This is a genomic window from Streptococcus sanguinis (assembly GCF_020729765.1).
GTDB classification, from domain to species: Bacteria; Bacillota; Bacilli; order Lactobacillales; family Streptococcaceae; genus Streptococcus; species Streptococcus sanguinis_Q.
In genome coordinates this window covers 1-4,794 of sequence record NZ_JAJEPD010000018.1, presented here as the reverse complement: position 1 = coordinate 4,794, position 4,794 = coordinate 1, and the positions used below count along the sequence as shown (strand labels likewise).

Sequence of the window (4,794 nt, the reverse complement as noted above, 5' to 3'; positions counted from 1 at the left end):
AAACCATTCGCTGCACTCTGATGAATCTCTTATTCTAGGATAAGTCCTCGAGCGATTAGTATTAGTCCGCTCCATGTGTCACCACACTTCCACTCCTAACCTATCAACCTGATCTTCTCTCAGGGCTCTTACTAACTTGCGTTATGGGAAATCTCATCTTGAGGTGGGTTTCACACTTAGATGCTTTCAGCGTTTATCCCTTCCCTACATAGCTACCCAGCGATGCTCTTGGCAGAACAACTGGTACACCAGCGGTAAGTCCACTCTGGTCCTCTCGTACTAGGAGCAGATCCTCTCAAATTTCCTACGCCCGCGACGGATAGGGACCGAACTGTCTCACGACGTTCTGAACCCAGCTCGCGTGCCGCTTTAATGGGCGAACAGCCCAACCCTTGGGACCGACTACAGCCCCAGGATGCGACGAGCCGACATCGAGGTGCCAAACCTCCCCGTCGATGTGAACTCTTGGGGGAGATAAGCCTGTTATCCCCAGGGTAGCTTTTATCCGTTGAGCGATGGCCCTTCCATGCGGAACCACCGGATCACTAAGCCCGACTTTCGTCCCTGCTCGAGTTGTAGCTCTCGCAGTCAAGCTCCCTTATACCTTTACACTCTGCGACTGATTTCCAACCAGTCTGAGGGAACCTTTGGGCGCCTCCGTTACCTTTTAGGAGGCGACCGCCCCAGTCAAACTGCCCGTCAGACACTGTCTCCGTAGATGATAAACCTACCGGGTTAGAGTGGCCATAACACAAGGGTAGTATCCCAACAACGCCTCCATCGAAACTGGCGTCCCGATTTCATAGGCTCCTACCTATCCTGTACATGTGGCACAGACACTCAATATCAAACTGCAGTAAAGCTCCATGGGGTCTTTCCGTCCTGTCGCGGGTAACCTGCATCTTCACAGGTACTAAAATTTCACCGAGTCTCTCGTTGAGACAGTGCCCAAATCATTACGCCTTTCGTGCGGGTCGGAACTTACCCGACAAGGAATTTCGCTACCTTAGGACCGTTATAGTTACGGCCGCCGTTTACTGGGGCTTCAATTCATACCTTCGCGTTWCCGCTAAGCACTCCTCTTAACCTTCCAGCACCGGGCAGGCGTCACCCCCTATACATCATCTTACGATTTAGCAGAGAGCTGTGTTTTTGATAAACAGTTGCTTGGGCCTATTCACTGCGGCTGACTTAAGTCAGCACCCCTTCTCCCGAAGTTACGGGGTCATTTTGCCGAGTTCCTTAACGAGAGTTCTCTCGCTCACCTGAGGCTACTCGCCTCGACTACCTGTGTCGGTTTGCGGTACGGGTAGAGTATGATACAACGCTAGAAGCTTTTCTTGGCAGTGTGACATCACTCACTCGCTACTAAACTTCGCTCCCCATCACAGCTCAACGTTAGAGGTATAAGCATTTGACTCATACCACGCCTCACTGCTTAGACGTACATCCAATCGTACGCACGAGTTAGCCTACTGCGTCCCTCCATCACTTCATACTCTAGTACAGGAATCTCAACCTGTTGGCCATCGGATACACCTTTCGGTCTCTCCTTAGGTCCCGACTAACCCAGGGCGGACGAGCCTTCCCCTGGAAACCTTAGTCTTACGGTGGACAGGATTCTCACCTGTCTTGCGCTACTCATACCGGCATTCTCACTTCTATGCGTTCCAGCGCTCCTCACGGTACACCTTCTCCACACATAGAACGCTCTCCTACCATACCTATAAAAGGTATCCACAGCTTCGGTAAATTGTTTTAGCCCCGGTACATTTTCGGCGCAGGGTCACTCGACTAGTGAGCTATTACGCACTCTTTGAATGAATAGCTGCTTCTAAGCTAACATCCTAGTTGTCTGTGCAACCCCACATCCTTTTCCACTTAACAATTATTTTGGGACCTTAGCTGGTGGTCTGGGCTGTTTCCCTTTCGACTACGGATCTTAGCACTCGCAGTCTGACTGCCGACCATAATTCATTGGCATTCGGAGTTTATCTGAGATTGGTAATCCGGGATGGACCCCTCACCCAAACAGTGCTCTACCTCCAAGAATCTTCATGTCGACGCTAGCCCTAAAGCTATTTCGGAGAGAACCAGCTATCTCCAAGTTCGTTTGGAATTTCTCCGCTACCCACAAGTCATCCAAGCACTTTTCAACGTGCCCTGGTTCGGTCCTCCAGTGCGTTTTACCGCACCTTCAACCTGCTCATGGGTAGGTCACATGGTTTCGGGTCTACATCATGATACTAAAACGCCCTATTCAGACTCGGTTTCCCTACGGCTCCGTCTCTTCAACTTAACCTCGCATCATAACGTAACTCGCCGGTTCATTCTACAAAAGGCACGCTCTCACCCATGAACGGGCTCGAACTTGTTGTAGGCACACGGTTTCAGGTTCTATTTCACTCCCCTCCCGGGGTGCTTTTCACCTTTCCCTCACGGTACTGGTTCACTATCGGTCACTAGGGAGTATTTAGGGTTGGGAGATGGTCCTCCCAGATTCCGACGGGATTTCACGTGTCCCGCCGTACTCAGGATACTGCTAGGTACAGAATCTATTTAAAATACGAGGCTCTTACTCTCTTTGGCTGACTTTCCCAAGTCATTCTTCTATAAATTCTGAGTCCACATTGCAGTCCTACAACCCCGAAGAGTAAACTCTTCGGTTTGCCCTCCTGCCTCTTCGCTCGCCGCTACTAAGGCAATCGCTTTTGCTTTCTCTTCCTGCAGCTACTTAGATGTTTCAGTTCACTGCGTCTTCCTCCTCATTTCCTTAACAGAAATGGGTAACAGGCATCAACCTGTTGGGTTCCCCCATTCGGACAYCCCCGGATCAAGTGCTTACTTACAGCTCCCCGAGGCATTTCGTCGTTTGTCACGTCCTTCWTCGGCTCCTAGTGCCAAGGCATCCACCGTGCGCCCTTACTAACTTAACCTTATTTTTGACCTTTCAGTCTTAAACTCATTAATTTTCACAGCGTTTTCGGTTTATTTTCTTGTTACTATTTGATATCGGTATTCAATTTTCAATGGACAAGTTCTTTATCTAGTCAAACTAGATAATGGAGCCTAGCGGGATCGAACCGCTGACCTCCTGCGTGCAAAGCAGGCGCTCTCCCAGCTGAGCTAAGGCCCCACATAGCCCTCTCAAAACTAAACAAGACTCAAGTGCATTCCGTRTGTCCTTACGGACTCCTTAGAAAGGAGGTGATCCAGCCGCACCTTCCGATACGGCTACCTTGTTACGACTTCACCCCAATCATCTATCCCACCTTAGGCGGCTGGCTCCTTACGGTTACCTCACCGACTTCGGGTGTTACAAACTCTCGTGGTGTGACGGGCGGTGTGTACAAGGCCCGGGAACGTATTCACCGCGGCGTGCTGATCCGCGATTACTAGCGATTCCGACTTCATGTAGGCGAGTTGCAGCCTACAATCCGAACTGAGACTGGCTTTCAGAGATTAGCTTGCCGTCACCGGCTTGCGACTCGTTGTACCAGCCATTGTAGCACGTGTGTAGCCCAGGTCATAAGGGGCATGATGATTTGACGTCATCCCCACCTTCCTCCGGTTTATTACCGGCAGTCTCGCTAGAGTGCCCAACTSAATGATGGCAACTAACAATAGGGGTTGCGCTCGTTGCGGGACTTAACCCAACATCTCACGACACGAGCTGACGACAACCATGCACCACCTGTCACCTCTGTCCCGAAGGAAAACTCTATCTCTAGAGCGGTCAGAGGGATGTCAAGACCTGGTAAGGTTCTTCGCGTTGCTTCGAATTAAACCACATGCTCCACCGCTTGTGCGGGCCCCCGTCAATTCCTTTGAGTTTCAACCTTGCGGTCGTACTCCCCAGGCGGAGTGCTTAATGCGTTAGCTGCGGCACTAAGCCCCGGAAAGGGCCTAACACCTAGCACTCATCGTTTACGGCGTGGACTACCAGGGTATCTAATCCTGTTTGCTCCCCACGCTTTCGAGCCTCAGCGTCAGTTACAGACCAGAGAGCCGCTTTCGCCACCGGTGTTCCTCCATATATCTACGCATTTCACCGCTACACATGGAATTCCACTCTCCCCTTCTGCACTCAAGTTAAACAGTTTCCAAAGCATACTATGGTTAAGCCACAGCCTTTAACTTCAGACTTATCTAACCGCCTGCGCTCGCTTTACGCCCAATAAATCCGGACAACGCTCGGGACCTACGTATTACCGCGGCTGCTGGCACGTAGTTAGCCGTCCCTTTCTGGTAAGATACCGTCACAGTGTGAACTTTCCACTCTCACACCCGTTCTTCTCTTACAACAGAGCTTTACGATCCGAAAACCTTCTTCACTCACGCGGCGTTGCTCGGTCAGGGTTCCCCCCATTGCCGAAGATTCCCTACTGCTGCCTCCCGTAGGAGTCTGGGCCGTGTCTCAGTCCCAGTGTGGCCGATCACCCTCTCAGGTCGGCTATGTATCGTCGCCTTGGTGAGCCGTTACCTCACCAACTAGCTAATACAACGCAGGTCCATCTGGTAGTGATGCAATTGCATCTTTCAATTAATTATCATGCGACAATTAATATCATGCGGTATTAGCTATCGTTTCCAATAGTTATCCCCCGCTACCAGGCAGGTTACCTACGCGTTACTCACCCGTTCGCAACTCATCCAAGAAGAGCAAGCTCCTCTCTTCAGCGTTCTACTTGCATGTATTAGGCACGCCGCCAGCGTTCGTCCTGAGCCAGGATCAAACTCTCATTAAAAAGTTTGAGTTCGCACTCATTACTGTCCACTGACAGATTTATTTTC

The 4,794-nt window shown here is 50.8% G+C and carries 1 tRNA gene and 2 rRNA genes; all 3 read right to left on the bottom strand.

What is annotated here, in order from left to right:
- Window positions 1–35: 35 nt before the first annotated feature.
- Window positions 36–2,936 (bottom strand): 23S ribosomal RNA (locus K4H96_RS01605).
- Between the two features lie 127 nt (window positions 2,937–3,063).
- Window positions 3,064–3,136, bottom strand: a tRNA-Ala gene (locus tag K4H96_RS01600).
- A 64-nt stretch (window positions 3,137–3,200) separates the two neighbouring features.
- Window positions 3,201–4,748, bottom strand: a 16S ribosomal RNA gene (locus K4H96_RS01595).
- Together the 16S and 23S rRNA genes with 1 tRNA gene alongside form the textbook arrangement of a ribosomal RNA operon.
- Window positions 4,749–4,794 lie beyond the last annotated feature (46 nt).